Genomic DNA, 26263 nt, shown 5'->3' with positions numbered 1-26263 from the left:
GCCGTGTTGGCGTGCCGAGAAGTCTACTAAAACACACCTGTTTGTCAATATATTTTGAACCAAAAATTATCCGAACTGCTTTCCAAGTTAGAAACGTCCATCCGTAATATTCTAATAATGAATAAAATGCGTTTTTGTCATACTTCTTTTTCCACTCGTCATTTTTTTGAACATTCTCCTTTTCCTCCCTTTCCCATGCCTTTCTTCCCTCCTTGCCGCATGGTTGGAGAAACAGACGGCATCCGGCGCCATCTCCCCATGGGCATGGATGGCTTCCGCGTTTGCCTGGGCTGATTTATTTTCCCTGATTGCGTGATTGTTATTAAAAAAGTTGCTTATATAAGCTGACGCGTCCCTGCAGGGATCATGGCGTTTTCCCCTGTTGCGACCCTGCTGTTTTCAAAGGTCAGATTGCCCAGGTCAATAGCAACAGTTCCATTGTTTCTCCTGTGGAGAAAAAGGAATGAGGAGATATGAAACCCATGCACGTCCTTCTCTCTCCGCGCTACCCAATAAACAGGGGCGCAGCCTAACGCTGCGCCCCTGTCCGCTTCCGGATCACGCCGGAAATACAGGCTTTTCAGTTATTTCTTTTCCTTGGTAAAGTCAAGCTTGCCTCCCTTTTCCCGAACCACGATTTCCGTCCCTTCCGGGAAGTCTCCTTCCAGGAGTTTAAGGCTGAGGGGGTCCAGCAGGTCGTGCTGGATGGCACGCTTGAGGGGGCGGGCTCCATAGACGGGATCAAAGCCGTGGTCCGCTACCAGGGCCGTAGCCTCCGGAGTCATGCGCAGGAACAGGCCCTTGGCTTCCAGACGCTTGCGGACACGCTGAAGCTGAATGTCCACAATGCCCTTGAGTTCTTCCGCCGTCAGCCGGTCAAAGATGATGATTTCATCAATGCGGTTCAGGAATTCCGGGCGGAAGTGGCCCCGCAGGGCTTCCATCGCCTTGGCTTCGCGCTGTTCCGCGTTGATTTCATTGAGGATGTACTGGCTGCCGATGTTGGACGTCATGATGATGACCGTGTTGCGGAAGTCCACCGTACGTCCCTGCCCGTCCGTAATGCGGCCGTCGTCCAGAACCTGGAGAAGCACGTTGAAAACGTCCGGATGGGCCTTTTCAATTTCATCAAACAGAATCACGCAGTAGGGACGGCGCCGCACGGCTTCGGAAAGCTGGCCGCCTTCTTCGTAGCCCACGTATCCGGGAGGAGCCCCGATGAGCCGGGCTACGGAGTGTTTTTCCATGTATTCGGACATGTCTATCCGGATCATGGCGTTTTCATCGTCAAAGAGGAATTCCGCCAGCGCCTTGCTGAGTTCCGTCTTGCCCACGCCCGTGGGCCCCAGGAACATGAAGGAGCCGATGGGCCTGTTTTCATCCTGAAGCCCCGCACGGGCACGGCGCACGGCGTCAGACACGGCCTTGACCGCCTGCTTCTGCCCGATGACGCGGGCTCCGAGGCGTTCCTCCATGTGGACGAGCTTGGCGCGTTCCCCTTCCTGCAGGCGTGCGGCGGGAATGCCGGTCCAGGTGGCGACCACCTTGGCGATGTCCGCCTCCGTGACTTCCTCCTTCAGCAGGCCTCCGTCCGCCTTCTGCATCTTGTTGAGTTTTTCCTTTCCCTCCGCCAGGGCCCGTTCGGCCTCCGGCAGTTCTCCGTAAGTGATTTCAGACGCACGTGTCAAGTCGCCCATCCGCTTGGCCCGTTCGCTTTCAATCTTGAGGGCCTCTATTTTTTCCTGTTCCACGCGGACGGCGTCCAGCGCGGCTTTTTCACTCTTCCACTGGGCAATCATCGAACCGGATTTTTCCTTCAGGTCAGCCAGTTCCTTGGTGATCTTTTCCAGACGGGCCTTGCTGTCCGCGTCTTCCTCCTTCGCGAGCGCCTGCCGCTCCATTTCGAGCTGCATGGTTTCGCGTTCAATCTGGTCAATTTCCGAAGGCATGGAGTCCAGTTCAATCTTGAGCCGGGCGGCGGCCTCGTCCACCAGGTCCACCGCCTTGTCGGGCAGGAACCGGTCGGAAATGTAGCGGTCGGAAAGAGTGGCGGCGGCCACGATGGCGGCATCCGTGATGCGCACGCCGTGATGCACTTCATACCGTTCCTTTAATCCGCGCAGAATGGCAATCGTATCCTCCACGCTGGGTTCCGCCACCATGACGGGCTGGAACCGGCGTTCCAGGGCGGCATCCTTTTCAATGTACTTGCGGTATTCGTCCAGCGTCGTCGCGCCGATGGTACGCAGTTCGCCGCGCGCCAGGGCGGGCTTGAGCAGGTTGGACGCATCCACGGCCCCTTCGCTGGCGCCCGCTCCCACAATGGTGTGCAGTTCGTCAATAAAGAGGATGATTTCACCGTTGGATTCCGTCACTTCCTTCAGGAAGGATTTCAGGCGTTCTTCGAATTCCCCGCGGTACTTGGCCCCGGCAAGCATGGACCCGATGTTCAGGGACACGATGCGCTTGTTGCGCATGCTTTCCGGAACGTCGCCGTTCACGATGCGGCGCGCCAGACCTTCCGCAATGGCGGTCTTCCCTACGCCGGGCTCGCCGATGAGCACGGGATTGTTCTTGGTTCTGCGGGAAAGGATCTGGAGCACGCGGCGGATTTCCGTGTCACGGCCGATCACCGGGTCGATTTTTCCGGCGCGGGCGCGGGCCGTCAGGTCCGTGCCGTATTTTTCCAGCGTCTGGTACTTGCCTTCCGGATTGTCGTCCGTAACGCGCTGGTTGCCGCGCACTTCCTTCATGGCGGCCAGATAATTGTCCTTGGTCAGGCCGAACGTGTCGGTCAGCTGGTGCACCTTGTTCTGCGTGTCCAGGGCGCCCAGCATGAAATGTTCCACACTGAGGTAGTCGTCCTTGAGCTTTTTGCGCTCTTCCTCCGCGGCCTGCATCACGGTAGCCAGGTCACGGCCTATCTGCGGCTGTGTGGAAGCTCCGCTCTGGGTGGGTTCATGGGCCACTTCACTCTTTGCGGCCTGGAGGAGAAGTCCCGGATCACAGGACGCCTTGCGGAGAATGGGAGGCAGAATACCGCCTTCCTGCTCCAATAACGCCACCAGAACATCCAGAGAAGAGATTTCCGGCTTTCCCAGCCGCCCCGCGGCCTGCTGCGCCTGCATCAGCGCTTCTTGAAATTTTGTTGTTAGATTATTAAGCATGGTATGTTGGTGTTTTAGACATAAGAATGGTCCCAACCGTTGAATAGGTAAACAAGATTTTTCCTGTTATCTAAAAATTTATCTCCGGAAATCTTACTATGTCGTTGCCATGGACTGCTTCTTTTCATAAATTGAATTCTTTCTTTCCCATTACCTTTTACTCAACATCACAATGACCTCTTTTTTCCCCTCGCTTGCCTGCTCCGTTCTGTTCCTGGCTCCCATGCCCGTTTTCTCCAAGGAAATGCCTTCCCCGTACCCGGCCCCTGAATCCGGGCTGCGCCTGACTCCTCCGGAATCACCGGCTCCCCTCCTGAATGAACCGCGGCTCTTCGGAGCCCGTCCCGGTTCTCCCATCCAGTTCTCCGTCTGCGCCAGCGGAGAACGCCCCATGAGCTTCGCCGCCGCCAAACTTCCTCCAGAGCTGAAGCTGGACAAGGAAACCGGCATCATCACAGGTAAAATCAGCCGCCCGGGAGTTTATTCCTTTCCCGTGCAGGCAAGCAACAGCCACGGCAAAACACAAGGAACCATCACCATCCGCATCGGGCAGGAAATATGCCTGACGCCTCCCATGGGCTGGAGCAGCTGGTATTCCTACAGCGGCGGCGTAAGCCAGGAAAACATCCTGAAAACCGCCCGTCTGCTCGTAAATTCCGGGCTGGCCCGGTACGGCTACAGCTACGTCAACATTGACGATTGCTGGCAGGGCGCCAGAGGCGGCAAGTACCGCGCCATCCAGCCCAACAAGCGCTTTCCGAACATGAAGGCCATGTGCAATGAAATCCACAGCCTCGGACTCAAGGCGGGGATTTATTCCTCTCCGTGGATGGGCACTTATGCCGGCTACATAGGCGGTTCTTCCCCCAATCCCCAGGGAGACTATTCCTCCCTGGCCCTTCCGGAAAACAAACGTCCGCAACCCGACCAGTTGTTTGGCGCCTGCCCGGGATCCAAACAACTGGGAGCCACCAAGGTCGGCCCCGTATGGATGGTTACCCAGGATGCCCGGCAGTGGGCGGAATGGGGGTTCGATTACGTGAAGATGGACTGGTACCTGATCGACGTACCTAATACGGAGAGAATCGCCTCAGACTTGAAAAAAAGCGGCAAGGACATTGTCCTGAGCGTCTCCAACTCCACCCCGTTTGAAATTGCCGGTCCCATCAGCAAAATAACCAACGTATGGCGCACTACCGGAGATATTGAAGACCATTGGGGCAGCTTGAAAAAAATCGCTTCCTCCCAGGGGAAGTGGCAGCCTTACACCAGGCCGGGACACTGGAATGACCCCGACATGCTCCAGATCGGCCGGCTGGGCAAAGTCGGGCGTGCGAACACCACTTTCGAACCCACCCGGCTGACTCCGGATGAACAATATTTCCAAATGTCCTTCTGGTCCATCATGTCCGCCCCCCTGATCATTTCATGCGATCTGGAGCATCTGGACGATTTTACCCGGGGCCTCCTGTGCAACAGGGAAGTGATTGCCGTCAACCAGACATTTTACGGACCTGCGGAAAAGGTCTTATCCGCCAATGATTGCGAAGTATGGGTCAAACCATTGGACGGCAACCGGCGCGCCATCGGCTTCTTCAATACGGGCAACCAGCGCCGGACTGTCAAGGTGCCGCTTTCCCTCCTCAAATTGAAATCTCCGCAAAACGTCCGGGACTTGTGGAAACAGGAAGATGCCGGCACCGTCCGGCAGGAAATGAATGTGGAACTTAACCCGCACGGGGCGTCCCTGTTCCTTTTGGACGGCAAAAAATAAGAGGGTGCCGGTTCATCCTCGAATACCATCCTGCAAATGACAAGCGCCCGGGGACCGGAAAAAGACGCGGAGCCAAGGCGCCGGCCAAAACCGGGCGATTTCTCCGCAGGGGTATTTTCCGGACCGGGGCGCTTGTTGCTCCCTGCCGCTAACTGCGGGGCAATTTATCCAGGGCGGCGTTCAAAGTCATCACGTTAATCACGTTTTCCCCCAGAATGCCTCCACTGATGAAATGTTCGGCCACCGTCTTCCGGATTTTTTCCGGGTCCTCTCCCCGGGCGGCGGCAACACGATTCACCTGGAATTCCGCCGCCTTCGGTGAGATGAAGGACTCCAGGCCGCTGCCGGACGCAAAAAGCAGGTCCGCCGGAACGGGCGTCCCCTGCGGCAGGCCGTGGGCCTTCAGCAGCGCTGCCTTGCGTTCCGCCACTGTTTTCACCAGCTCTGCGGAAGTCCAGGAAAGGTTGCTGGCTCCGGAAGGCATGGTGGCGTAGTCTCCGGCGGAAGGCCTGGGCCAGAAATATTTGGCGGAAGTAAAGGGCTGGGCGATGAGCTCCGACGCGATGACTTCCCCCTGCTCATTCCGGATCAGGGAGCCATGCGCCTGATGGGGGAATACGGCCAGGCTGACGAGTGTGACGGCCGCGGGATAAATGCCGCCGGTGATGACGGCCAGCGCCAGGAAAAGGCGCAGATTGGGAAATGTCCATTTCATAATAATTCGACAGGTTGGGTTTTGATTGTTCAGACGAGGTGCAGGGCCGTGACGGCCATGTCAATGAGCTTGATGCCGATGAAAGGCGCAATCAGGCCTCCGACGCCGTAGATGAGGATATTGCGTTTCAGCAGGGAGGCGGCCCCGGACGGACGGTAGGAAACCCCCTTCAAGGCCAGCGGGATCAATGCCACAATGATCAGGGCATTGAAAATAACGGCGCTGAGAATGGCGCTCTGCGGAGAATGCAGCCCCATGACGTTCAGTGCGGAAAGAGGGCCGTTGACCATGCCGTCAGCAACAAACAGCCCCGCGAACATGGCGGGAATGATGGCGAAGTATTTGGCCACATCATTGGCAAAGGAGAAGGTCGTCAGCGCACCGCGGGTGATCAGCAGCTGCTTGCCGATCTCCACGATCTCGATCAATTTGGTCGGGTTGCTGTCCAGGTCCACCATGTTGCCCGCCTCCCGGGCGGCCTGCGTGCCGGTATTCATCGCCACGCCCACGTCGGCCTGGGCCAGGGCGGGCGCGTCGTTGGTGCCGTCTCCAGTCATGGCTACCAGATGGCCAGCCGCCTGCTCCTGCCGGATGCGCGCCAGCTTCATTTCCGGCGTGGCTTCCGCCATGAAATCATCCACCCCGGCCTCCGCCGCAATGGAAGCGGCGGTCAGGGCATTGTCCCCCGTCACCATGACGGTGCGTATGCCCATGGCCCGGAGATGGGCGAAGCGTTCCTTGATGCCTCCCTTGACAATGTCTTTCAGATAAATGACGCCCAGCACGTCCCTTCCTCTGGCTACAACCAGCGGAGTTCCCCCTGCGCGGGCTACGTTCTGCACGGTCATCTCCACCTCCTGCGGGAAAGTCCCGCCCTGCTCCTTCACCCACTGCGCCACGCTTTCCGCCGCACCTTTGCGGATGGAGACGGCCGGCTGGCCGTCATGCCCGGCAATGTCCACGCCGCTCATGCGCGTGGAGGCGGAGAACGGGACAAAGGCGACATGGTCGGCATCCATGTGGCTTCCCCGGATGCCGAACAGCTTCTTGGCCAGTACGACGATGCTGCGGCCTTCCGGCGTTTCATCGGACAGGGAGGCAAGCTGGGCGGCTTCCGCCAGCTTCTGTTCCTCCACGCCGGGAGCGGGCAGGAATTCATTCGCCATGCGGTTGCCGAAGGTGATGGTGCCGGTCTTGTCCAGCATCAGCACGTCGATGTCCCCGGCCGCTTCCACGGCACGGCCCGACGTAGCCAGCACATTCCGGCGCACCAGACGGTCAATGCCGCTGATGCCGATGGCGCTCAGCAGGCCGCCGATCGTCGTTGGAATCAGGCACACCATCAGGGAGACCAGAACCGGCAGGGAAATATGGCCATCCGCATGGAAACCGAGCTCCCGCGCGGAATCCTCAATGTACCCGGCCATGGCTGGCAGGGAAAACACCACGGCAATGAAAACGATGGTCAGCGCCGCCAGCAGAATGCCCAGCGCGATTTCATTGGGCGTCCTTTGACGGCTGGCGCCTTCCACCATGGCAATCATGCGGTCCAGGAAGGTATTGCCCGGCTCCGCCGTGATGCGGATGACAATGCCGTCGCTGATCACGCGGGTGCCGCCCGTCACGGCGCTGCGGTCGCCGCCGCTTTCCCGGATGACCGGGGCGGATTCACCGGTAATGGCGGACTCGTCCACGCTGGCAATGCCTTCAATCACTTCGCCGTCAAGCGGAATGACGTCCCCTGCCTCGCACAGCACCTTCTGTCCCTTGCGCAGTTCGGAAACGGAAACGATTTCCTCCGTTCCCTTGTCCGTCAGCAGGCGGGCGTTGACGTACACGCGCATTTTTTTCAGAGCGTCCGCCTGGGCCTTTCCACGCCCTTCCGCCCATGCTTCCGCAAAATTGGCGAACAGGACCGTGAACCAGAGCCAGAGCGTGATTTGCAGGGTAAAGCTGAAAGGCTGCCCCGCGGCCACGTCCCTGACAAGGACGATAGTGGAGATCAGGGCGCCCAGGGCCGTGACAAGTATCACAAAGTTTTTGGACAGGGCGCGCGGATCGAACTTGCGCAATGCGTCCCGGAAAGCCGTTTTCAGCATGGCCTTGTCGCACCAGAATTTATTTTTCTTTTCTTCTCTCATCATCTTGAAATTTGAATTGTTGGCAAATACGCCTTACAGCACGCTTCCCGAATACAGGAGCAAATGCTCCAGAATGGGCCCCAGAGCCAGAGCCGGGAAAAAGGTGAGGGCGCCTACGATCAGCACGACGGCCACCAGCAGGATCATGAACATCAGGTTGTCCGTCGCCATGGTGCCCTGGGCGGGCGGGGCGGTCTTTTTGGACACCATGCTCCCGGCAATGATCATCACCGGAATAATGGCGCCGAAACGGGCCAGCAGCATCGCCAGGCCGCCCAGCAGGGAATAGAACGGCGTATCGCCCACAGACAGTCCCGCGAAGGCGCTGCCGTTGTTCCCGGCCTGGGAGCCGAAGCAGTACAGGATTTCCGTCAGCCCGTGGGGACCGGCATTGCAGATGGATTCCCGCCCCACCTCCGTAGCGGCCGCCAGGCCGCTCATGGCCAGGACGGCAATGCCGGGCAGCAGGACGCCCACCATGGACCACCGCACTTCCCGCGCTTCAATCTTTTTGCCCAGGAATTCGGGCGTGCGGCCCACCATCAGCCCGCACAGGAACACGGTAATCATGGCAAACATCAGCATGCCGTACAAACCGCAGCCCAGCCCCCCGAAAATCACTTCCCCCAGCAGCATGTTGAACAGGGCGATGCCGCCGGCCAGCGGAGACATGCTGCAGTGCATGCAGTTCACGGAACCGTTGGAAGAAGCGGTAGTGGCTACGGACCACAGGGAACTGTTCGTGATGCCGAGGCGCACTTCCTTCCCTTCAAGCATTTCCAGGCCGGGGAACAGCGGGTTCCCGGCGTGCTCCGCCCACTGGGACAGGCCAATGGTCGTTACAAGCAGAAGCATCATGGCTCCGAAGATTATCCAGCCCTGTTTCCTTTTCCCGATCATCACGCCGTAGGCGTACGGACAGGCGCAGCCGATCAGCAGGAGGGAGAGCATTTCAATCATGTTGCTGAATGGCGTGGGATTTTCAAACGGATGCGTACTGTTGTTCCCAAAGAAACCGCCGCCGTTCGTCCCAAGCTGCTTGATCGCCACCTGGGAGGCCGCCGGACCGTTGGGAATCACCTGCTCCACGCCGTCCATGCCAGCCACGGTCGTGGGGCCGTCAAAGGACTGCACCACCCCCTGGGATACCAGCAGGAGTGCGACGACAACGGAAATGGGAATCAGGAAATACAGGGTGCTCCGCGTCAGGTCCGCCCAGAAATTGCCCAGAGTGGAAGCACACTTCCTCTTCAGGCCGCGGATCAGGGCGGCCATGACGGCAATCCCCGTGGCGGCACTGACAAAGTTCTGCACGGAAAGCCCGGTCATTTGGACGAAATAGCTGATGCCTTCCGGCCCTTCCCCGGAATAGAACTGCCAATTCGTATTGGTCATGAAGCTGACTGCCGTATTGAAAGCAATGTCCCACCTCATGTTTTCCGTACCGGCGGGATTCAGCGGCAGCCACTTCTGGCACAGCAGGGAAAGGAACAGAATGAGAAATCCGGCGGCATTGAATAAAAGAACGGCGGCCAGATATTTTTTCCAGTCCATTTCCCGGGAAGGATCCACGCCGGCCACACGGTAGGCGCAGCGCTCCACGGGCCCCAGGAACCGGGAAAACCAGGTCGGCTCTCCCTGTAAAACATTCGCCAGCCACTTCCCGAGCAACGGGGTGAAGGCGACCAGTATGCCTATGAATAGGATAATGATGAACAAGTCGTGTGAGGACATAACGCAACTCTATACGCATTCCCGGAATTCCGGGTAGTTAACAAAGGGTTTCCGGACATTAAGAAATAATTAAAATCCCGCCCGGAAGCCCGTCTCTCCTGCCGTCAGAACACCCATCAGAACTCCATGCCCAGACGGAACCCCATCCAGAATTCGTCTCCGGCGCGCCGGCGGTGAAGCACCGTAAGCGCCTGGGAATAATTGACGGAGCAGGAAAGGAAATAATGCTCCGCAAACTTCCAGGTCACGCCCAGGCTCCAGTCAATGCAGTTGGAACCGTCGTCGTAATCCACATTATAGCCCCCGTTGTAACCGTACCGGACCAGCGGCGTCACAGTCACGTTCTCCATGGGAGACCATTCCATCTGTACAAAGACACTGTAATAGGATTCAAAATCCTGATGCTCCACTTTCACCTGGGTTTCCACGCCTGCGGTGAGCCAGTCCGCTACCGTGTAGGAAACGGTCAGGGCGGGATTGGCCACATTGTAATCCTGCGTGAAATAGAACTGGTGTTCGTACCAGGGATTGACAGTCCAGCCACCCAGGTTCCAGGCATAGCCCAGTACCAGGTCCAGTTCATCGTAATTGGCGGAATCCCCCCCGGCATACCAGGCGCCAAGCGTAAAATCCTTCCAGGAAATGCCGGGAGCCACCTCCCAAATGCCGCTGTGCGGCAGACAATCCAGCCCTTCCGTCACGTACTTGCTGGACCATCCGGCGGAAAGGGAAAAGGACCAGTCCCTGTCCGTGGAAGGGATCATGGCCTGCTGTACTTCCGCCAGGGAGGATATGGACCTGGCGGCGACTTCTTCCCCCCGGCAAACGTTTCCTGTCATCATAGCGCAGCCCAGGGCTGCCGCTCCTATCTTCATTGCGGTGTATTTAATCTTCATAAAACGTATCGAATACGTCCTGAATACTACACAGCCTATTGACCCGCGTTAAGTTAAGCCATGCTCTCCAACCGTTAGGAAAAAATATATTTCCGGCAGTGCGGAATCCGGAGCCGCGTCTCCTCCCTGCCGACGGAAATGGAAAAAGCTTATTCCGCTCCGTCCGCCGCAATCCTGTATCCCAGACCTGACTCCGCGCGGATGATGCGGTTTTCCGGATCGGAATCTCCCAGTTTCTGGCGCAGGTGGGCAATGTGGACCCGCAGGTAATGCGTATCCTCCTCATGCCGGGGCCCCCAGATTTCACGGAGAAGCTGGCGGTGGGTCATCACTTTGCCCTGGTGCAGCAGGAGCAGGCGCAGGATATCATACTCCTTGGCGGTCAGGTGAACTTCCTCCTTCCCCTTTTCCACGCGCCTGGAGCTCAGGTCCACCACCACGGAACCCAGCCGGAACACGGAAGGCTCCCTCTCCGGACGGCCCCGGCGCAGCATCACACGCAGGCGCGCCAGCAGTTCCCTGCCGCTGAACGGCTTGGTCAGGTAATCGTCCGCCCCGGCATCCAGGGCAGCCACCTTCTCGTCCTCCCGGTCCCAGGCCGTCAAAATCAGAATGGGAACCTGCGTCCATTCCCGGAGCTGCGTCAACACTTCCAGTCCGGTAATGTCCGGAAGTCCCAGGTCCAGAATAATGGCATCCGGCCGTTTCAGGGCCGTCTCGCTCAGCCCCAGCTGCCCGGTTTCACACTCCCGGACATGGTAGCCCGCTCCGGACAGGGTCAGCTTCAGCAAACGGCGTATCTGCCGTTCGTCATCAATAATCAGAATATCTGGAGGAATGTCGGTCATCTTTTCTAAAGCCGGAGTTTTATTCTTCAGGTACCTCGCCGTGTTCTACGAGGGGGAGCGTCAGACGAAAACAGGTTCCGGAGGAAACGGGTACCAAAGAAACGGACCCGCCCTGCACCTCCATGAACCCCCGCACAATGGAAAGCCCCAGGCCCAGCCCGCCGACGCGCGTTGTGCGGAAGCGCTCAAAAACATTCTCCGCCTGCTCCGCGGGAATTCCCGGTCCCAGGTCGTGCACATCCAGCCAGACCTGGCCGCGGACGGAATCAATCCCGCCCTTCAATGTCACGGGCGTTCCGCCGGGCGTGTGCACGCAGGCATTCAGCAGCAAATTGACCAGTACCTGTTCCATCAGGGAAAAATCCGCCTTCACCAGCGGATAATCCGGCGGCAGGGCAACGGAAACGGGATGGTCCCGGCGCGCTTCCCTGGTAGCGGCCATCGCTCCTTCAATCACGTCCCCCAGATCGCACCAGTCCAGTTTTGGTTTCAGCGCTCCGGACTCCAGGCGGCTGACATCCAGCAAATTCTTCACCAGACGGCGCAGGCGGCGCGCGGCCAGCAGAATTTCCGCATACTCTTCCCGTTCCTCCGGTGCGGAGGCGGTGCTGGCCGCCAGCTTCTCGCAGCCTCCCTCAATCACGGCCAAAGGCGTCTTGAACTCATGGGAAACGCTGTCCAGCAGGGAACGGTGCAGTTTTTCCGACTCTTCCATGAGCCGCGCCCGCGTCCGTTCCGCCCGCAATTCCTCCCGTTCCAGCGCCATGGCCAGCTGTGCGCCCATGCTCTCCAGCAAATCCTTCTGACCCGCCGTCAGGCGGTCCTTTCCTTCCGCCCTCACGCCCAGCACGCCCATGCAGTGTTCCCCGGACATCATGGGCAGGTAAAACCCTTCCGCTACCGGAAGCGTATCCGTAAACCTGCCTGCGGGGCGGCGGTGCTCCAGACACCAGGCTGCCACGCTCCATTCCTTGTCATCCATGGGAAAGGCTCCGCCGGACTCCCACAGCTCCAGGCCACGCGCCCCTTTCCCGGGCGTCATGGCGGCCATGAGCACCCCCATGATCTGGCTCATCTGTCCCAGGGCAACGGAAATCAGGGAAGGCGCATCCGCAGCGAAGGCAATGGCCCGCGAATACAGGAACAGCGCATTGGTCTTCTTCTCCCGTTCACGTTCCTCCTGCTCGCGGATCCTCAGACGGGAAGTAAGTCGCCCCGTGGAAAGAGCCACCAGAAAAAAGAAAAGACACATCAGGGCGTCCTCCAGCCGTTCTATCTTGAACGTCATGACCGGAGGAATGAACAAAAGGTTCCACAACAGGGCGCTCAGCGCGGCGGCCATCAGCATGGCCCAACGGGAACGGATGAAAAAACCCAGGCCCACGACTCCCGCCAGATACAGGAACCCGGGAGCGAAATAGCCGGTAAACGATGCAATCAGCAGGCCGATTCCGGTCACGGCCGCCGTCACGCCTGCGGCCAGCCAGTAATCCCGGCCACATCTTCCCGCTTCACGGTGCCAGCTCCTCCACCGGTTCCTCCCCGGTCCGGGAGCCGCGGGAACCACATAAATGTCGATCTGGTCGCTTCCCTTCACCAACTTGTCCACCAGGGACAAGGGCCGCACCAGCCCCCAGAGGTAGGTTTCCTGCGGTTTGCCCACCACGATCTGGCTCACGTTCCGTAAAAAAGCCATGCGGAGCAGCGTCTCCGCCAAATCGGAACCGGGCATCACGATCACTTCCGCTCCCAGCCGCCGCGCCAGTTCCAGATTGGCGTCCAATCTCTGCTGCTGTTCCGGGGACAGCGGGGCACCCGTGTCAACGGAAAGAGCAATCCACGGAGCATTCAGGGCATACGCCATGCGCCGCGTCCAGCGCACCAGCCGGGCGGAAAAAGGGCTGGGGCCCACGGCCACCATCAGCCGTTCCCCGCTGCGCCAGATGGAATGGTCCCCGGAAATGGTGCGTACCTCCGTCAGCTCATGATCCACCTTCTCCGCCATGATACGCAGGGCCAGCTCCCGCAAAGCCATCAGGTTGGACTCCTTGAAAAAATTGTCCAGCGCGGCGGAAGCCTGCGGCGCGCCGTATACCTTCCCCTCCCGCAGGCGGGCGCGCAGTTGGTCGGGGGCAATGTCCACCAGCTGAATGCAATCCGCCTCCGCCAGCACGGAATCCGGCACGGTCTCCTGCACGGGAGCGGCCGTGATGTCATGCACGGTATCCGCCCGGCTTTCCAGATGCTGCACGTTCAGAGTGGTATAGACGTCAATGCCCGCAGCCAGAAGCTCCTCCACATCCTGATAACGTTTTTTATGGCGCAGGCCGGGCACGTTCGTGTGCGCCAGCTCGTCTATCAGGATAAGCCGGGGCTTCAGGCGCAGCGCCTCCTCCAAATCAAATTCCTCCATCTCCACGCCGCGGTAAACCGTCTTTTTCATGGGAAGGCGCGGCAGCCTGCCGATCAGCCGCATCGTGTCCTCCCGGCCATGGGACTCCGCCACACCGATGATCACCTCCACCCCCTTGTCCGCCGCCTGGATGGCGGCCTCCAGCATGGCATACGTCTTTCCCACGCCCGGAGCCATGCCGAAGAAAATTTTCAACAGGCCACGGCCCGGACGGGATTCCTTCCTCCGGATGGAGGCCAGAATTCTGTCCGCCCGCTGGCTGTCCGAGTGCACTTCTGAAAACATGGAAAAAGGGGGAAGGAGTGATGGCCTCCTCAACAATGGATTCATGTTAGAGGAACTCTGTTCGCAGCACAAATAAAACAGACCAGAACAACCGTTAAAATTTTATTAATTTTCCCCCTCCCTTTTCTATTTTTGTTCTCATTTCCCGTCCTTTCTGCTATCAGGCATTTTTAAAAGTTTTTCTTTCCTTTCTCATGATGAACACTTTCCAGACCCTCCGCCGCACCTTCATTTCCGCCGCCGTCCTGTTTTTCCTGTGCCTGGGCACCGGCATGACGAGGGGAGCAGACGAGGCCGTTTCCGAAAATTTTGATTCATTTCCGACGGGCGGCTTCACCACCCTGGCCACCGCTCTGGGGACCATGACAGCGGAAAGCGGCCACGCCGCCATTGCTGACAACCGTTATTCCTCCCTGCCCAACTGCATGCGGCTGATAGGCCAGGGCGCCGGAACCAAAAGCACAGCCACACTGACGTTGCCTTCCCCCCTGGCGGCCAGGAAAATTCTTTCACTGACGGGGGAACGCTGGACGCGCGATAGTCCCTTTTCTTTCACCATTCATGCCGCGGACCAGGAAGGGAATGAAACGCTGGCCGTGGACGGTTCCTCCCTGCAAACGGGAAACAGCCCCATGACCCAGCAAGTGCAGGGAGTTCTCCCGTCCGGGACCGTCCGCCTTATTTTCCGCTGTGAAGCTCCTGCCAATACGGGTGTTCTTTTCGATGATCTGGTCCTTTCTCCCTTCCAGCCCTTTTCCAGCGCCGCAGAAGCATGGCCGGCCATGATCCGCATGGAGGCCAACGGCATTCTCCGCTTTTCCCTGACGAACGTCCCCGCCTCCTATGCCGGCATGGCCGTCACCGTGGACATGAGCCCGTCCGACGACCTGGCAGACATTGAAAGCGTATCCCTTTACACCGGAGACGCCAACAGCATTTACTCCGCTCCCGCCTATGGAGCCAGCGGCCACGGCGCCATGAGCTCCAGGGGCGTCCTCGCCAGCCCGGCCCAGCCTCCGGCTGCCGTCATGACTTTTCCCGTCACCCCGGGGGCTCTCGTTGACGGGCAGCAATACTATTTCTGGGTCAGCGTCAAGCTCAAGGATTCCGCCAGCATGGACCATAAAGTGGGCGCCAGAATCGCCTCCATCACTGTGGACGGGCAAACAGACGATTTTGCCGACGGAGTGACGGCCAGGCAGCGGATAGGCTATGCCATCGCCAAGGCGAACGATCCTGTTTACGGAGGCCCCACGGAAGGAAAGACCTCCAGAAAATTCCGCATTCCGGGCATCGTGCGCGCGAAGAACGGCGACCTCGTCTCCGTCTTCGACATCCGCTACGACGGCCGCAACGATATGCAGGCCAATATCGATACGGGTTGCAGCCGCTCCACAGACAACGGCCGCACCTGGACGCCCGTCCACGTGGCCGTCAACTTCAACCCTACGGGGGAGGCCGCCAACGATTACAATGCCGGCTACGGCGTCAGCGACCCCTGCATCCTGGTGGATGAAGTCAACGGAACCCTGTGGCTGGCCGGCATCGCCAGGCACGGGCTTGCCTCCTCCAAGGCCAACGTGGATGTGGAAAGCCTGGAAACCGTCCAATACGTGGTGGCATGCAGTACGGACAACGGCCAGACGTGGGGTTCCATTGATCCGGATACCGGGAAGTTTGTAAAAACGAAGCCCAGGAGCATCAACAAGGATATCAAGAACAAGGCCTGGAAGTCCTTCTTCCAGGGTCCGGGCCACGGCATCACCATGAAAAAGACGGTCAACGGCGTGCGCCCCATCGTCTTCCCTTCCCAGATATGGACGGGAAGCAGCGGCACGGGCACTCCCCAGTCCTGCATCATTTACTCCCTGGACCGCGGACAAACCTGGATCAGCGAGGACACCGGCAAATCCGGCACGCTGGGCATTGGCGCCAGCTCCAGCGAATGCGTGGTCACGGAACTCAGCGACGGCCGCCTGATGCTTAACGCCCGCAATGAAAACAAGAGCGGCTACCGGAAAATCTTCACCACGGATGACATGGGCAAGACGTGGACGCCCCATGCCACCAACCTGAACTCCCTGCCGGAACCGGCTGCCTGCCAGGCCAGCCAGCTGGCCGTGGAAAACTCCGGAAATATCAGCAGGGCCCTTCTTTTTTCCAACCCCAGTAAAACTGCGGCCCCGCGCGCCCTGATGACCCTCAAGGCCTCCTTTGACGAAGGCTCCACATGGCCCTCCGGCAGCCAGGTTCTTTACGATTCCCGCCCCTCCTCCGGCTATTCCGACATCTGCGAAACGGGGGACGGCCACATCGGCGTGCTTTATGAAGGGCTCAATGGGGATGAAAACATCTTTTTCCTGCGCATTCCGTATGAAGAATTCCTGCCTTCCCTGGACGTTCCCGCCACGGGACAGATCATCCGCGTGGGAGCGGAGGGAACAACGGCGGCCACATTCACCGTCTCCAGCGACGCTTCCTGGACAGCCACCTCCTCCGCAGGCTGGATAACCGTCTCCCCCTCTTCAGACTCCGGAAACGGCACGGTCACCTACAGCGTGGACCGCTGGGAAGGAGCGGGAGAACGCACGGGAACCATCACCATCTCCGTTCCCGGCATCCAGCCGGCCGTCATTACTATCATCCAGTCCGGCAGGGAGCCTTCTCTCACCTTTTCCCCTCCCATCCTCATTCTTCCCAAAAACGGAGGAACAGCCGTTTTCTCCGTCACCTGTGACGCTGCGTGGAACGTATCCAAAACGGCGGCCTGGCTGGACATCACCGGAACGCAGGACACGGAGACGGGCAACGGAACCGTGTCCGTTACCGCAGCGGCCAATGCCGCAGCAGGCTCCCGCACGGCGGAGCTTTCCTTTTCCTCTTTCGGAACCGTCCGCTCCGCAACCGTGGTCCAACGCGGGCAGAAGCGCACCTGGGACGAATGGAAGGAGGATGAAATCGCCTCCCGGGACCCGGATACGGACCAGACAGGCCCCACTGATTCTCCCGCCGGAGACGGCATCCCCAACCTGCTGAAATACGCTACGGGACTGGACCCGCTCAAGCCCTGCGGAAGCGTCGTGCAGGTCTCCACGGAAAAAACGAACGGCGGCACCTTCCTGGTGCTGGCCTGGCCCGTCAATCCGGAGGCCACGGGAATCAGGCATCTGGTGGAATCCTCGGAAGACCTTCAAACCTGGACGGAAATGGCGGAAGTGGAAACGGAAGGCAAAAGCTCCGCCATCTTCCGGGATACCGTGCCCATCAACGCGGAAAGTCCCCCGCGCCGCTTCCTGCGCCTGAAAATCTCCCGGGAAGAAGAAAACCCGCATTAACAAGGCGGAATCCTGCGGTCCACGGAAACCGTTCCGTCAAGAAGGGAAGGAGGCTTTATCCTCCCGGTTCATCCTCTTCCTGTACCAGCGGCGGAATGGGCTTCCGGACCGCAGCCGCTTTTCCGGAAGGAGAGAATGCACGGCAACCGGCCGGCCACGGCTGCTATCCTTAACGCTTTCCCACGCTCCGGCGTTCAACAGCTTTCCAAACCGGGGCATTCGAAAGAAAGAATCCATTTTCCCTAACGTTTTCTTTTAAAAGAAAACTGTTTCCTGGCTGATGCCCGCACCCTTGAAAAACGGCATGGCGGAACCGGAGGCATTCAATCCCAATCATCCAAGCAGATGAAAAAACCTACATTCATTATTCCGGCGCTTCTCTGCCCATTCCTCGCCTGCGGCCAACCCTCTCCCGCTGTGGATATAGCCGTTCCGGCCCCCCACCAACTCAAATGGCATGAAGCGGAAATGGGGGTGGTTTTCCACTATGATTTGCATGTGTTTGACGGGAAAATTTACAATCAGGGCAATAACCGCATCAAACCGATGGAAGACTACAACGTTTTCAATCCAGTCAAACTGGACACGGACCAATGGCTGGCGGCAGCCAAGGCGGCCGGAGCCAAATTCGCCATTCTGACCGCCACGCATGAAACCGGATTCGGGCTGTGGCAGAGCGACGCCAATCCCTATTGTCTGAAAGCCGTGAAATGGCGGGACGGCAAAGGCGACATCGTGCGCGACTTTGTCGCCTCCTGCCGCAAATACGGCATCCAGCCGGGCATCTACATCGGCATCCGCTGGAACTCCCTGTTGGGCATCCATAACTTCAAGGCGGAAGGAGAGGGCGAATTTGCCCGTAATCGCCAGGCCTGGTACAAACGACTGTGTGAAAAAATGGTAACGGAACTCTGCTCCCGTTACGGAGAATTGTTCATGATCTGGTTTGACGGGGGGGCGGACGATCCCAGGGGGCTGGGTCCGGATGTGGAACCCATCGTCAGCAAATACCAGCCCAACTGCCTGTTCTACCACAATGTGGACCGGGCGGACCTGCGGTGGGGAGGCTCGGAAAGCGGAATGGTGGGCTATCCCTGCTGGTCAGGCTTTCCCTATCCCTACAGCCACAGCAACGTAAATGACAAAGCTGCGGACCATAACAAGCTCCTGAGGCACGGGGATCCGGACGGAAAACACTGGGTTCCCGCCATGGCGGATACTCCCCTGCGCGGCTACAACGGCCGCCACGAATGGTTCTGGGAACCGGGAGACGATGACAAGGCTGTCTATCCCCTGGCCAATCTGATGGACATGTATGAAAAATCCGTGGGACGCAACGCAACGCTGATCATCGGCCTGACGCCGAACCCGGACGGCCTGCTTCCTCCCGGCGACGCAGCGCGCCTGAAGGAACTGGGGCAGGAAATCCGGCGCCGTTTCGGCACGCCTCTGGCCTCCGTCTCCGGGAATGCGGAAACGCTTACCCTTCCGTTGAAAGGGGAGCAAAGCGTCAACTACTGCATCATCCAGGAAAACATCCGGCACGGAGAACGGGTGCGCGCCTACCGCGTGGAAGCAAAAGTCAACGGCAGCTGGATTCCCGTATGCGAGGGAACTTCCATCGGCCACAAGCGCATCCAGTCCTTTGCCCCCGTCAAGGCGTCCGCACTCCGTCTGACGGTGGAAAAAGCCGCCGGCACGCCGGAAATCAGCAACTTCAGTGCCTGCTGCGTCATGGACAAACAGCAGGAATCTCCATAATTCTCTTTCTGCGGGTAAAGACCATTCATCACGCAAAATTGAAAATTCAGAACGTTTTTCCCTTTCTGAATTGACAAATGATGCCCTTTCCCCTTAATGGATTAATGTTTATGAATCCGGTACATTGCCTGCCAGCTTGTTTCTGTACCTGTGCCTTGTTTCCGGTCTTCTCGGCGACCTTGCATGCGGAGACGGCCTACAGCACGCCCTGCGGCTATATTCAAACGGACCTGTACGCCAAGCAAACCAATTACCTGGGGCTGGGAGTCCATCCGGAAGCCCTGATGCAGCATACATTGAAAACGGACAATGTCACTTCAAACGGAAGCAAGGTCACCATCACGGACCCGGACGTCAATTTCAATGAATTGATGGACGAAAATTCCGCCTATATCCTGGCCCTCCACTTCGGCAACGAGGTCGTGGCCCTTCCCCTCAACCGGGACGGCTGGAAAAAACCGTCTTCCTGCTGGAAGGAGCATGAGATCGAGGTAAGCGACTCCCTTCTGGCCGAATTCCTCAAAAAGGGGAATTCTCCTGATTTCTATGTTCTCCGCAAGGCGAGGACTTTGAATGACGTGCTGGGCGATGACAACAAATTCGGGCTGAAAAGCGGCTCTGCGGCTTCCGCCGACAATGCGAGTATTTTCAACTCGGAAACCACCAAACAGGCGGTATATTACTCCGGAACGCAATGGATGCGGAGAGGGTCCAAGGAGGATGTCGGCGGCATGCCCGTCTTCGGCCATGAGCCGTTGGACATCACCCGCAAGGCCGGGGAAGATATCAAGGCTTTTGTCATTGGGGAAGTATCTCCTAAACATCAGAAACTTCTGCTGGCCGGGCAAAATTCGCTGCTCCACACAAGGCTTCCCCTGGCCCACTCCCTCCGGGAAACCGGGCTGCAGAATACTCTGCAATCAGGAGATGCCGTTTACGTCCCCCTCGGTGACAAGAGCGTCATGGTAAAATGTACCTATCAGAGAGACCGTTGGGAAGACGAGAAGGGACAGGATGTGTCCGATATCCCCTTCCATGGAGTTCTTTCCATTTCTTCCTCTTCCAAGACTCCGGCCTACATTAATATTAATTCTTCCATCGCCACTCAACAATAACCTTTTCAAACCATGTCCCACCATTCCTTATTTACTTGTGCGCTTGCTTCAATCTCCTTCCTTGCCGGCGGACTTGTTCAGGCAGGCGATTACTTCATTTCCAACGAGGAGGATTACAATACCTCCATCGCTGATACCCTGGGAATCCCTCTCAGCAGCGGTTGTGCCATGCTCGGTACCCTGACAAACTGGAATTACAACTTTGACGGCGCCAAATGGGCCAATGGAGGAAGTGAATATGATCAAGGCAATCTGAGCTATAGTCAAATAGTCGATATTCGGAACAATTTTGTCAGCACGCTCAACGTCAGCTCTTCCGACAACGGATCTATTACCAATGGCGGACTCTTTTCCCTGTCGGGATCATACCAGCAGCCTGCGGGATTGACCTTGGAAAATACCCCTCTTTATCTGATGGTCGGCAACGGTTCAACCATTGATGCATCTACCGAAATCGCCGTATTCGTCTTCCGCAAAACTGAGGATGGCAGTCTCGCCACCTATCCTTCCGATCCGAATCTTCCTGATTCCAATTATTTTGATTTTCTTTCCCGGGATAAGGCTGCTGCACTGGGAAGTGAATGGTACGTTGAATGCATCCTTGGCCACAACACTCCCGATGGATTCCAGCTCATTCCCGAACCGGCCACGGCCACATTGGGCCTGCTTGGCCTGGCGGCCCTGATGGTGCGCAGAAGAAGATAAAAACAGGCTTTCCTTACCAATCAGCCTCCGTGCGGATACTCTGTACGGAGGCTTTTTCGTGCACGAAAACATGGATGGAAAGAGTCCCATGAAACCGCATGCCATCCGCAAACCGCTATTGATTCAGAAATGGCTGTCAGGAACGCCGCAAGCCTTGACGGCAATGGCGGCCGGACAAATACCCTCGAAGATGCCATTAAATAAGTACGGCCGGAGACCGCATGGGCTATTCAACTGGGGCAGGACTTGCGGCGCTTTGCCAACCGTGCGGAAGGAAAAGAGAACCGCCCCGCACGCTTTAAAAAACGGCGGGGCGGTCGTGCAAGCGGATTGACCCGCAGGAGTTACTTCTTCACCGGAATAATTTCCAGTTCAGCCACGGCGGCGTAATCCCTGCCCCCCGCCTCACTGAGGGCGGAGAAGCGGAAATAGCGGGCTTTTACGGGCGCGGCGAATTTCACCTGCTGCAGATCCGCATTGTTCGGGAAGGAACCCTTGGCGGCAGGCTGCCACTTCTCGCCGTCCACGCTCACTTCCACGGAATAATCCTTCACGCGGCCGTTGGCGCTGCCGTCCTGGCGGGGCAGATAGGTAATTCCGGAAAACTCCCGTTCCTTGCCCAAGTCCACGGCCAGCACGTGCGGGTGCTTGGTCACGGTCTTGTTATATTCGGAGTGCCAGAAGGTGCCGGGATCGCCGTCAATGGCAAACTCGGCGTCCGCTTCGCCCTGTTCCTGGCTGGTCACGCTCTTGACCGTGTACTTGTCCGTGCGGGTCAGCATGGTCATGTCCAATTCGGCAGCGGGCACGCGGAGCTCTCCCTTGTAGGACTTGGCCGTGACGGGGCGGATGAAGAAGGACATCGGGTAGGGCTTGTTGGCCTTGATAATGTCCCGGCTCATCGGTCCCGGACCACAGGAGGCGCCCCCCAGGCCGCGCGTGGCGGCGGAAAGAACCAGCACGGTCCTGTCCGTCGTCTTCGGCAATTCCACGGGGTGGTTGGCCAGAATCAGCTCCGTCGTGGTATACGGAATTGCGGAAAAGGCAAACGGAGTTCCCAGGGAACCGAAAAGCAGCCCCTGCCCCTTGTCGTCCGTGACGGCCACCCAGCGGGTGTCTTCATGGTTGCCGCAATCCTGCGGCCTTCCGTACGGGAAGAAGGAATCCTTCGCGGTGGTCTTGTAAACGCCCAGCGGCATCCCGCTCTTGCGGTCCGCGTAATTCTCCTCCGGTCCGCGGCCGTAATAGGTCACGTTGCCCAGATTGGCGGGGAACTGGAACTCATAACCCAGGCGCAGCAGCTCCAGGGGATTGCCGCGCGGCAGCAGCACGGACTGGCACACCACGGTGCCGTCCGCGTAAATGGTCCATTCCTGATTGTTGATGAAATGCGTATTGGCATCATTCAGCGGCTCCTTCACCGGAGTGATGGTGGTCTTGGTATCCCCGTAGCCGTTGACCTTTTCAGCCTGGACTCCGCTGACCTTGACAGACTGCTTGACCGTCACGCTGCTGCCGTTGTCAATGGCTTCATAACTGACCACTTCCTGCTTGAGCTGGCGGAGGCCGTTGGCCATGCTCTTGGACATGACGCCCGGCTCATTGCTGGAGGCGGCGCGCAGGGCGTTCACCGCCATGGGCGTCTTGAACAGGGGCTTGCCGTTCACGGTGAACTGGCTGAGTTCCCCGGTAGCCGGGTCAAACTGCACGGTGAAATCCTTGCCGGACACCGTGTGCTTGTCCGCTCCCAGCGTGACCTTGCCCGCGGGGGCCGTGAACATGGGCAGTTCTCCCTGGACGGGAAGCTGAAGCTGGTCAAAAGCCAGTTCATAGCCCTTCTTTGCCCAGTCCGTGTCCTTCTTGAGCTTGTAGCTGACGCGCAGGGCATATTCCGCACCGGGTTTCCGGTTCTTCAATTGGGGAATGTCCGGTACGGGCACCACAATCTTCTCCCGCGGCCCGGCCGGAGGCGTGTTCAGCGCGCCTTCCGCCACCACATTCCCGTTTTCCGTAAGGGTCCAGGTGATGTCGTAGGGTGACAGGTCCGTGAAGAAATTCTTGTTGAAGATGGAAATCTTGCCGTCTTCCGTCAGGGACGTGGAAATATTCTGATGGACATGCTTGACTTCAAAATAGCCCGGTTCCGGCGTACGGTCCGACAGGATGGTGCCGTTGAAGACGAACTGTCCGCTGTTCGGGTGGTCGTTGAAATCCCCGCCGTAGCAGAGCATCTTTTCCCCGTTGGGAAGCGTCTTGTAGAGGCCCTGGTCCACCCAGTCCCAGATGGAGCCGCCCATGATGCGGTCGGAGGATTCGATGGCCTCCCAGTAATCCGCCAGGTTGCCCATGGCGTTCATCATGTTGTGCGCGTACTCGGAAATGTAGTAGGGCTTCGGGAAATCCTTGTTGGCCGCCATGGAGCGCGTCCAGTCCACGGAGGGATACTGGTTGGAGCCCAGGTCCACAATATCGTTGTTGCGTTCATAATGGGTGGGGCGGGACATGTCCCGCGCCTTCACCATCTTTTCCGCAGTACGGAAATTCTGGCCGGGGCCGGCTTCGTTCCCCAGGGACCACATGATGATGCTCGGGTGGTTCTTGTTGCGTTCCACCATCGCCATGATGCGTTCCACATGGGCGGCCATCCATTCGATGGGATGGGACAGGGATTCCTTGCCGTAATAATAGCCGTGGGACTCGATGTTGGCCTCGTCCTGCACGTAAATGCCGTACTTGTCACAGAGGTAGTAAAAATAGGGATCCGCCGGATAATGGGAGCAGCGCACGTGGTTGATATTGGCGCGCTTCATCATCTGCACTTCCTGCTCCATCTGTTCCGGAGTCAGGTAATGCCCGGTCTCCGGATGGCTTTCATGACGGTTCACGCCCTTCACCTTGACAGGCTTGCCGTTCACCAGGAACACACTGTCCTTGATCACCACATTGCGGAAACCCACGCGGGAGGAAACCATTTCCTCCGTCTTGCCGTCGCGCTTCAAGGTCAGCACCAGGGTGTACAGGCTGGGGTCCTCCGCGGACCAGAGCTTCGGCTTGGAATAGATGCCCAGCAGGGAAGTTTTGAAATCCTTCATGCCGGTAATGCGCAGGGGCTTTTCCATCACGCCGTCGTAGGGAGCGTCCTTGGGCTTCACGGGTTCCACCAGTTTTCCGGCGGAATCGTAGAGCGCCATGGAAATCGTGCAGTCGTCCAGCTTCTGCGTGGCCGGGAACAGGTTGCGCACATCCACGTCCACCTGGAGGCGCCAGTCGCCGTCCATGGTGCCGGGCTTGGTATGGTCGATGTTCAGGGCCCAGTCCCTCTGGTCCACCGGATTGGTATGCACAAAGAAATCGCGCACATGCACCTTCGGCAGGGCGAAGATGGAAACATTCCGGAAAATGCCGGAGAGGCGGAACATATCCTGGCATTCCAGATAGGCGCCGTCGGAATGGCGGTACACCTCTGCGGCCACTACGTTCTCGCCCTTCTTGAGATAGGGGCTGATGTCAAACCGGGCGGGATTGCGTGAATCCTTGGAAAAACCCACGTACTTGCCGTTGATCCAGAGATAGAAAAAGGAATCCACGCCATCAAATTGCATGTACACTTCCCGGCCGTCCCAGTCTGCGGGCACCTCAAACGTGCGGCGGTAGGAACCCACGGGATTCCGTTCCTTGTAGGATGTATAATTCTTGTTGGAAGGCTCCTTCATCACATACGGCCACGCGCGCTCAAAAGGATAAGGCTGGTTGGAATAAATGGGGGTGCCGTAGCCCTGGGTCTGCCAGGAGGCGGGAACCTTGATCTCCTTCCAGTCCTTCACGTCGTAATCCGGCTTGTAAAAATCGGCCGGGCGGCTCTGCGGATCCTTGGCCCAGTGGAACTTCCACTGTCCGTTCAGGGACCTCCACCATTTGCTGTTTTCCGGCAGCACGTTCAGGGCGGATTTCAAATCACTGAAAGACATGAAGGACGCCGTGGGGGCCTCCTTGTTCAAATGCAGGTTCTGCTCCTGTTCCCACTCCAGCCCGGTGGGGGCGGGTTCGGACGGAGGCGCATCCCCGCCATGGGCGGACAGGCCGCACATCACGGTGCCTGCCGCCAGCGCGGTGCAGGACAAACGCCAGGATCTGGTTGTTCTCATGAATATATCGGGTGTGTCAAAGGTTGTATGTACGAACGGATCGTCCTGTTACATACGAATCCGCGATTCTAATTCTAACAGCAAACCTGCATTTTGCAAGCTGCCGCTCCGCTATGCGCCCTGGCCGCATGGAATGCGGGTATTAAAAGGTATGCCTCAGTTGAAGCACCCCTATGCACTGGATGGACTCCTGCCGCGTGTATTCCTTGGTAATGTAATGCAGCCCGAAAAGGAATTCCGTACGCTTGTAGGTGACGCCGAATCCGTAGCCCCATTCTGCCACCACGGGATATTTGTTCACGTAATCCGGGGAGGAATGGAAAACGGTGCCGTCCAGATACAGATCATGCGCCACGGCGCGCGCCGACGCGTGAAGATACCCGTAATAGCCCCAGTTGGAAACAGAAGTACGGTTATAAACGAAGGGGGGAGCGGCGCTGGTGGCCCCGCGGATGCTGTTTTCCGGCGAGGTGTTGCCCAGGTTGTAGCCGAAGCGGAAGGTCATGCCCCCGCCCGCCTGCACCTTCACGGTGCCGGCATCCGCGTGCCAGTAGGCCAGGGCGTCTGTCTCCAACCCGGAACCATAATGCCTTTCCAATCCGCGGAGGCGGTAATAGCGCTTGAAAAACAAATTGGCGGTCATTTCGCTGGGAAGCTGGTTGTTCCAGCCGGGCCATTGCTCCATGCCCCACATCTTATGGACCAAGTGCTGGGACCCCTTGGCCAGGGAGGGGGAACCCGTGGTACCCAGCTGGAGCTCCAGGACATTTGCCCGGTCCTCGTTTTTAACCAGGGATATCAGACCCAGCGTCAGGTTGCCCACGTAGGGATGCTCTCCGTAAATCGGCTCGCGGAGCTTCCGCTCCGGTGTAAACATTAACTGGGTCAGGTCCAGGCCCCACTGCTGCCGCAGATTGGAGGAACCGTTCATTCCCATGAAGCGCCGCCAGGAATCAGAAGCATTCGTACCCCCCAGCACTGTTCCCAGCATGCCCGAAAACGTTCGGCTTTCTGCGGTGGTGCCGGACATCCAGCCGATGCGGACGCCGCTGGTATAATTATCGTCGTCCCCTACGAACATGTCGTTCTCCACATGAAGGCTGATAACAGGCCCTTCCTGAGGGGCTGCGGCAGGGGCGGTTCCTGCATAAAGAGAAGACGCTCCTGCCATTAACAGGCTGGCGCACACGCGCAAAGCTGCACATTTCATGCGGGGCAGTTTGTCCGTT

At 58.3% G+C, this 26263-nt stretch carries 14 protein-coding genes; 5 read left to right on the top strand and 9 right to left on the bottom strand.

What is annotated here, in order from left to right; translation table 11 throughout:
* Positions 1–584: 584 nt before the first annotated feature.
* Positions 585–3167 carry an ATP-dependent chaperone ClpB gene (gene clpB, locus HMPREF3039_RS04790; RefSeq protein WP_067569646.1) on the bottom strand — a complete coding sequence of 861 codons (2583 nt, stop codon included), beginning with the start codon at positions 3165–3167 and terminating at the stop codon, positions 585–587.
* A gap of 172 nt (positions 3168–3339) precedes the next feature.
* On the opposite strand from clpB, the gene HMPREF3039_RS04785 reads away from it, so the two are divergent.
* Positions 3340–4941: a putative Ig domain-containing protein gene (locus HMPREF3039_RS04785; RefSeq protein ID WP_067569643.1), complete on the top strand. Its 1602-nt coding sequence runs from the start codon at positions 3340–3342 to the stop codon at positions 4939–4941.
* Between the two features lie 148 nt (positions 4942–5089).
* Here HMPREF3039_RS04785 and kdpC read toward each other — a convergent pair whose 3' ends face one another.
* The 6 genes from kdpC to HMPREF3039_RS04755 form a co-directional block, all read right to left on the bottom strand.
* Positions 5090–5656 carry a potassium-transporting ATPase subunit KdpC gene (gene kdpC, locus HMPREF3039_RS04780; RefSeq protein WP_067569640.1) on the bottom strand — a complete coding sequence of 189 codons (567 nt, stop codon included), beginning with the start codon at positions 5654–5656 and terminating at the stop codon, positions 5090–5092.
* A gap of 29 nt (positions 5657–5685) precedes the next feature.
* Complete coding sequence (gene kdpB, locus HMPREF3039_RS04775) at positions 5686–7797, bottom strand: potassium-transporting ATPase subunit KdpB (protein WP_067569661.1); 2112 nt, start codon at positions 7795–7797, stop codon at positions 5686–5688.
* A gap of 33 nt (positions 7798–7830) precedes the next feature.
* The gene (gene kdpA / locus HMPREF3039_RS04770) at positions 7831–9531 is read right to left on the bottom strand and encodes a potassium-transporting ATPase subunit KdpA (RefSeq protein ID WP_067569638.1); all 1701 of its coding nucleotides are present in this window, start codon (positions 9529–9531) and stop codon (positions 7831–7833) included.
* Between the two features lie 116 nt (positions 9532–9647).
* On the bottom strand, positions 9648–10427 hold the full coding sequence (locus tag HMPREF3039_RS04765) for a TonB-dependent receptor domain-containing protein (protein WP_067569635.1): 780 nt from the start codon (positions 10425–10427) through the stop codon (positions 9648–9650).
* Between the two features lie 149 nt (positions 10428–10576).
* Complete coding sequence (locus HMPREF3039_RS04760) at positions 10577–11275, bottom strand: response regulator (protein ID WP_067569633.1); 699 nt, start codon at positions 11273–11275, stop codon at positions 10577–10579.
* Between the two features lie 19 nt (positions 11276–11294).
* A complete protein-coding gene (locus HMPREF3039_RS04755; RefSeq protein ID WP_067569630.1) occupies positions 11295–13973 on the bottom strand; it encodes a sensor histidine kinase in 2679 nt (892 codons plus the stop codon).
* 194 nt (positions 13974–14167) lie between these two features.
* On the opposite strand from HMPREF3039_RS04755, the gene HMPREF3039_RS04750 reads away from it, so the two are divergent.
* From HMPREF3039_RS04750 to HMPREF3039_RS04730, 4 genes are all read left to right on the top strand, one after another.
* Positions 14168–17308: an exo-alpha-sialidase gene (locus HMPREF3039_RS04750; RefSeq protein ID WP_067569627.1), complete on the top strand. Its 3141-nt coding sequence runs from the start codon at positions 14168–14170 to the stop codon at positions 17306–17308.
* Positions 17309–17653: 345 nt separating this feature from the next.
* On the top strand, positions 17654–19069 hold the full coding sequence (locus HMPREF3039_RS04740; RefSeq protein ID WP_067569621.1) for an alpha-L-fucosidase: 1416 nt from the start codon (positions 17654–17656) through the stop codon (positions 19067–19069).
* Between the two features lie 155 nt (positions 19070–19224).
* A complete protein-coding gene (locus HMPREF3039_RS04735) occupies positions 19225–20184 on the top strand; it encodes a hypothetical protein (RefSeq protein ID WP_167506780.1) in 960 nt (319 codons plus the stop codon).
* A 12-nt stretch (positions 20185–20196) separates the two neighbouring features.
* The gene (locus HMPREF3039_RS04730; protein ID WP_067569615.1) at positions 20197–20889 is read left to right on the top strand and encodes a PEP-CTERM sorting domain-containing protein; all 693 of its coding nucleotides are present in this window, start codon (positions 20197–20199) and stop codon (positions 20887–20889) included.
* Positions 20890–21233: 344 nt separating this feature from the next.
* Here HMPREF3039_RS04730 and HMPREF3039_RS04720 read toward each other — a convergent pair whose 3' ends face one another.
* Both HMPREF3039_RS04720 and HMPREF3039_RS04715 read right to left on the bottom strand, forming a co-directional pair.
* Positions 21234–25034, bottom strand: a complete 3801-nt coding sequence (locus HMPREF3039_RS04720; RefSeq protein WP_082770198.1) for a glycoside hydrolase family 2 TIM barrel-domain containing protein — start codon at positions 25032–25034, stop codon at positions 21234–21236.
* Positions 25035–25176: 142 nt separating this feature from the next.
* Positions 25177–26244 (bottom strand): lipid A deacylase LpxR family protein, encoded by a 1068-nt coding sequence (locus HMPREF3039_RS04715; RefSeq protein WP_167506779.1) that lies wholly within the window; start codon positions 26242–26244, stop codon positions 25177–25179.
* Positions 26245–26263 lie beyond the last annotated feature (19 nt).

The sequence above is a fragment of the Akkermansia sp. KLE1798 genome (assembly GCF_001580195.1).
GTDB lineage: Bacteria > Verrucomicrobiota > Verrucomicrobiia > Verrucomicrobiales > Akkermansiaceae > Akkermansia > Akkermansia biwaensis.
The sequence above is the reverse complement of the archived record's forward strand: the minus strand, read 5'-3'. Positions and strand labels throughout refer to the sequence as shown.

Bases quoted from the DNA above. Each gene is read 5' to 3' on its own strand.
- HMPREF3039_RS04730 (WP_067569615.1), top strand. From the start codon at position 20,197: ATGTCCCACCATTCCTTATTTACTTGTGCGCTTGCTTCAATCTCCTTC.
- kdpA (WP_067569638.1), bottom strand. From the start codon at position 9,531: ATGTCCTCACACGACTTGTTCATCATTATCCTATTCATAGGCATACTG.
- HMPREF3039_RS04715 (WP_167506779.1), bottom strand. From the start codon at position 26,244: ATGAAATGTGCAGCTTTGCGCGTGTGCGCCAGCCTGTTAATGGCAGGA.
- HMPREF3039_RS04720 (WP_082770198.1), bottom strand. From the start codon at position 25,034: ATGAGAACAACCAGATCCTGGCGTTTGTCCTGCACCGCGCTGGCGGCA.
- HMPREF3039_RS04785 (WP_067569643.1), top strand. From the start codon at position 3,340: ATGACCTCTTTTTTCCCCTCGCTTGCCTGCTCCGTTCTGTTCCTGGCT.
- HMPREF3039_RS04740 (WP_067569621.1), top strand. From the start codon at position 17,654: ATGAAAAAACCTACATTCATTATTCCGGCGCTTCTCTGCCCATTCCTC.
- kdpC (WP_067569640.1), bottom strand. From the start codon at position 5,656: ATGAAATGGACATTTCCCAATCTGCGCCTTTTCCTGGCGCTGGCCGTC.
- HMPREF3039_RS04765 (WP_067569635.1), bottom strand. From the start codon at position 10,427: ATGAAGATTAAATACACCGCAATGAAGATAGGAGCGGCAGCCCTGGGC.
- HMPREF3039_RS04760 (WP_067569633.1), bottom strand. From the start codon at position 11,275: ATGACCGACATTCCTCCAGATATTCTGATTATTGATGACGAACGGCAG.
- HMPREF3039_RS04750 (WP_067569627.1), top strand. From the start codon at position 14,168: ATGATGAACACTTTCCAGACCCTCCGCCGCACCTTCATTTCCGCCGCC.
- HMPREF3039_RS04755 (WP_067569630.1), bottom strand. From the start codon at position 13,973: ATGTTTTCAGAAGTGCACTCGGACAGCCAGCGGGCGGACAGAATTCTG.
- clpB (WP_067569646.1), bottom strand. From the start codon at position 3,167: ATGCTTAATAATCTAACAACAAAATTTCAAGAAGCGCTGATGCAGGCG.
- kdpB (WP_067569661.1), bottom strand. From the start codon at position 7,797: ATGAGAGAAGAAAAGAAAAATAAATTCTGGTGCGACAAGGCCATGCTG.